Origin of the sequence: Streptococcus sp. HMSC074B11, assembly GCF_001808705.1 — a bacterium.
GTDB lineage: Bacteria > Bacillota > Bacilli > Lactobacillales > Streptococcaceae > Streptococcus.
Map to the genome: position 1 here is coordinate 1 of NZ_KV794258.1, position 229 is coordinate 229.

Annotated in this window: 1 pseudogene; it reads left to right on the forward strand. The window is 40.6% G+C overall.

The window, feature by feature from the left end:
• Positions 1-202: pseudogene (locus HMPREF2619_RS03135) on the forward strand (Asp23/Gls24 family envelope stress response protein); the annotation flags it as partial.
• Positions 203-229: the final 27 nt, after the last annotated feature.

Genomic DNA, 229 nt, shown 5'->3' on the forward strand with positions numbered 1-229 from the left:
AGTTAGCCTTCAAGATCGTGTAACTGACGTAGCAGAATCAACAGGCGAGTTTGCGTCAGAACAATTTTCTAGAGTGAAAGCTGGAATCGGTTCAGGTGTTGAAAAACTTGGCGAAGGCGCTGAATTCGTTCAAGAAAAAGTTGGCGAAGGTGTTGAAACTGTTAAAGATGCTGCAGCCAAAGCAGAACCACGTGTTCACTAATTACTAATTTAGAAAAAAATAAAAGGA